Genomic DNA, 3,141 nt, shown 5'->3' with positions numbered 1-3,141 from the left:
CCCGCGCCCGCGGACACGACCATCCCCACGCCGTCCGCGTCCTGGCCCGCGCCTGGGTCGACATCATCTAGGCCTGCTGGAACACCAACACCCCCTACGACCCCGACCGCCACCGCGCCCTCCAACGCATCATCAACCAAGATCAACCGACGGCGGCTTGACACAGGGCAACTCATGCCGCCACCGCCTCAAACGCAGCCAGTTCGACCACTCGCAAACGTGCTGCTGTCTGAGCGATCCGAGCTATAGCCCGCCGCGCCTCACGTCGCCTGCGTCGTTCAGCGGCAGTGCCGTCGAGCAATGCCGAGGTGGTGAGTGGTTGTGTCCCGGTTACTGCCGCCGCGTCGAGCAACTCGTCGATCACGGCGGGCGTAAGCCCGTCTGGGAAGTGGTTTAGCGGGAAGTGATGGTGCGGGCTCATCTGTATGATCCTCTCGATGTATTAAGACATCTTGCTTGTCGCAGACGATAGGACATGATGTCTCAATCGGCAAGTGGTGTCGCAAGACATGCGGTAGCCTCGCCGGGTGGCAGAGGCTGAAGACGAGGACCGGAAGCCAGCTAGCAGACGAGTGGCCGACCTGCTCCGGTCAGAGATCGAGTCAGGGCGGTATCAGGTCGGCGACGCACTGCCGACCTACCGGCAACTTGCGGCCGAGCACGGAATCGCCGTGAACACAGCCATGGCCGCAGTACGGCGCCTGGTCGACGCCGGCTGGGCTACCAATCGCCCGAACGCGGGAACCTACGTCCGCGATCGGGCGGCGGGCGGCGACCCTGGAGCGGAACTCCGGAGCGTGCGCGCCGAGCTTTCCGAGCTGCAAGCCCAGGTAGGGCGAACCGGGGCAGAACTGGCCGAGGTCGAGGAACGCCTCGCCAAGGTGACCCAGCGGCTGATGGCACTTGAGACCTGACCCGGTGGGGCCAGCAGATCGACCTGACTGCCTGTCCATCGCGTTCACCTCCGCCGACTGCCTCGCTTCTGTGATGCACCAAGTGAACTGCGAATCCCGCCGACATCCGACGAACCGACGGTGCACTCGCAGTGCACTCGTCTCGACCCCGCGGAGGACCTCGTGGAGGTTGTCGACTCCTGGACAGGGCAACGAGCGTGCGCGCTACAGCAGGCTCTCCGCCTGACGAACGAGGGTTTCGCGGCGAAGCTCGGAACGGCGGTGCGGACCGTCGCGAAGTGGAGTCAGCGCCCCGCGATCGTCCCCACTTCCGAACTGCAACAGGCCCTCGACGTCGTCCTTGAGCAGGCGGGATCCAGCGGGCAGGCCCGCTTCGGGATGCTGCTGCGCCGCGCCGAGGGCGGAGTCGAGCCCGATACGGCGGTGGCCGTGCAGGTCGAGGCGCCGGCCGATGAGGCCGAGACCAGATTGGCCGCCATTCGCCAGCTCGGGCCACAACTGGAGTGGCTCGACACCCGCGCCGGATGGGAAACCGGGACGGGTCGCCGTCGCGTTGCGGCGGAGGCCTCCTCCGTTGACCTGCGCAGCATCCAGGATCGTGGGCACCGCCGTGCGCGTGTGCACCGCCTCGACGTCGCGCGGGCGCTTCGCGAGTACTACGCCCCAGACGGCGCCGGCTTACAGCACGGCGCGTTCGTCGCTCTGCATTCGGACAGCCGCACCAGTACCAGCGTCTTGACCTGCCCACAGTGGCTCGACCTACGCGCGCCGCTCAACCACGAGGGCGACCTACTCACGCTCGACAGCGAGCGGATCGAACGAGACGTCGACGTCCACGAGCACACCGCCGCCGCCGCGGTCCGACGCTTAGCCGAAGGAATGGCCATCGGCGGACGAATGACCGATGCCCCCATCTACCGACTGCTCGATCACGCGGACATCACGCAAGGTGCCGTGCAGGCCACTCTCGGCCTGTCGACGTTCGTCACGTACGCGCTCACGATGGACCTTCTCGAAGCGGAGCTGGTCGACGCGCTCGTGTCCGGTGCGCCGACGACTCCGGGCCATTTACCGATCCGAGACACGCTGCTGCCTGATGCTGCTTCGGTTCTCAACGTGAGGGACCGGCTGTGCGCCGGGGGTGCCCTGGCGCTCATGGCCATTGCTCGGCCGGCCGACCACCGACGCCGCGAGCCCGACTACGTCCTGTTGGTCCAAGAGCGGTCCGGTCAGGTGCTGAACGCGTCCCGCCGGCTCGCTGTCATCCCGAAGGGCTTCCATCAGCCGAGCGTTGACTACGCCGGTGATGTATTGCTCGGGGAGACTCTGCGCCGCGAGATGGAAGAAGAACTCTTCGGCCGGGAAGACGTCGACAGCACGATCGACGGCTTCCGTCACGCCGACCCTATGCACCGCAGCCGGCTATCCCGTCCGATGCGATGGCTGACCGACCACCCCAGCCCGGAACACTGGGCGATGGAGTGCACCGGATTCGGGCTCAACCTCGTCAGCGGCAACTTCGAGTTCGCCGGCATCATCGCCATTCACGACGATCAATTCTGGACAGAATTCGGCGGAGACATCGCTGCCAACTGGGAGTCAAGCGGGCTCCGCCAGTACTCCAGCCGGGACCGAGCCGGCCTCACCCAACTCATCAACGATCCAGCCTGGAGCAACGAGGGGCTGTTCGCATTACTCCAAGGATTGCGCCGACTCGCCGAGATCGGCGATGACCGCGTCGACGTGCCGACAATCGAGTGGGAGATCGCGTGACACCGGGCAAGTGGACAAGCGGAAACGCCGCCAAGGATGGTAGCCCGTACCGCGGATGGCTTATGGGCAGCTTCATCGAACCGTCCGACAGCCCACGGGCCACCTCCGATATTGAGGTCAAGTGGGGCGTACACCCCCGGGGCGAGGGTCGGAAGGACTGGACGACGGGCGAGATTCGAACCACGCTCCTCCTCCTGGTCTCAGGCCGGTTCCGTCTCGACCTGACAACTGAGAGCTTCGTGCTCTCCGAGCCCGGCGATTACGTCACGTGGGGCCCAGGGATCGAGCATCGATGGAGGGCTGAGGACGATGCCACCGTCATTACTGTCCGTTGGCCATCATCCGCAACGGACTAGACTGCGATCCAAAGAAAATTTCGTTTGGGCTAGTAGCGTGTCGCCGCTAGTATTCGGACGGGATGCGGTAGATCAGTTGCGGCAGTCTCCCTTTCCCC

The 3,141-nt window shown here is 65.6% G+C and carries 2 protein-coding genes; both read left to right on the top strand.

What is annotated here, in order from left to right; all coding sequences use genetic code 11:
• The first annotated feature begins 527 nt into the window (after positions 1 to 527).
• Entirely contained in the window at positions 528 to 914 is a 387-nt protein-coding gene (locus tag ACFPFQ_RS33055) for a GntR family transcriptional regulator (RefSeq protein ID WP_379625963.1), read from the top strand.
• Between the two features lie 162 nt (positions 915 to 1,076).
• Positions 1,077 to 2,687, top strand: a complete 1,611-nt coding sequence (locus ACFPFQ_RS33050) for a transcriptional regulator (RefSeq protein ID WP_379625962.1) — start codon at positions 1,077 to 1,079, stop codon at positions 2,685 to 2,687.
• Positions 2,688 to 3,141: the final 454 nt, after the last annotated feature.

This window comes from Pseudonocardia sp. GCM10023141 (assembly GCF_042653605.1).
Note: the sequence above shows the minus strand (reverse complement) of the source record. Positions and strands in the feature narration are given on the sequence as shown.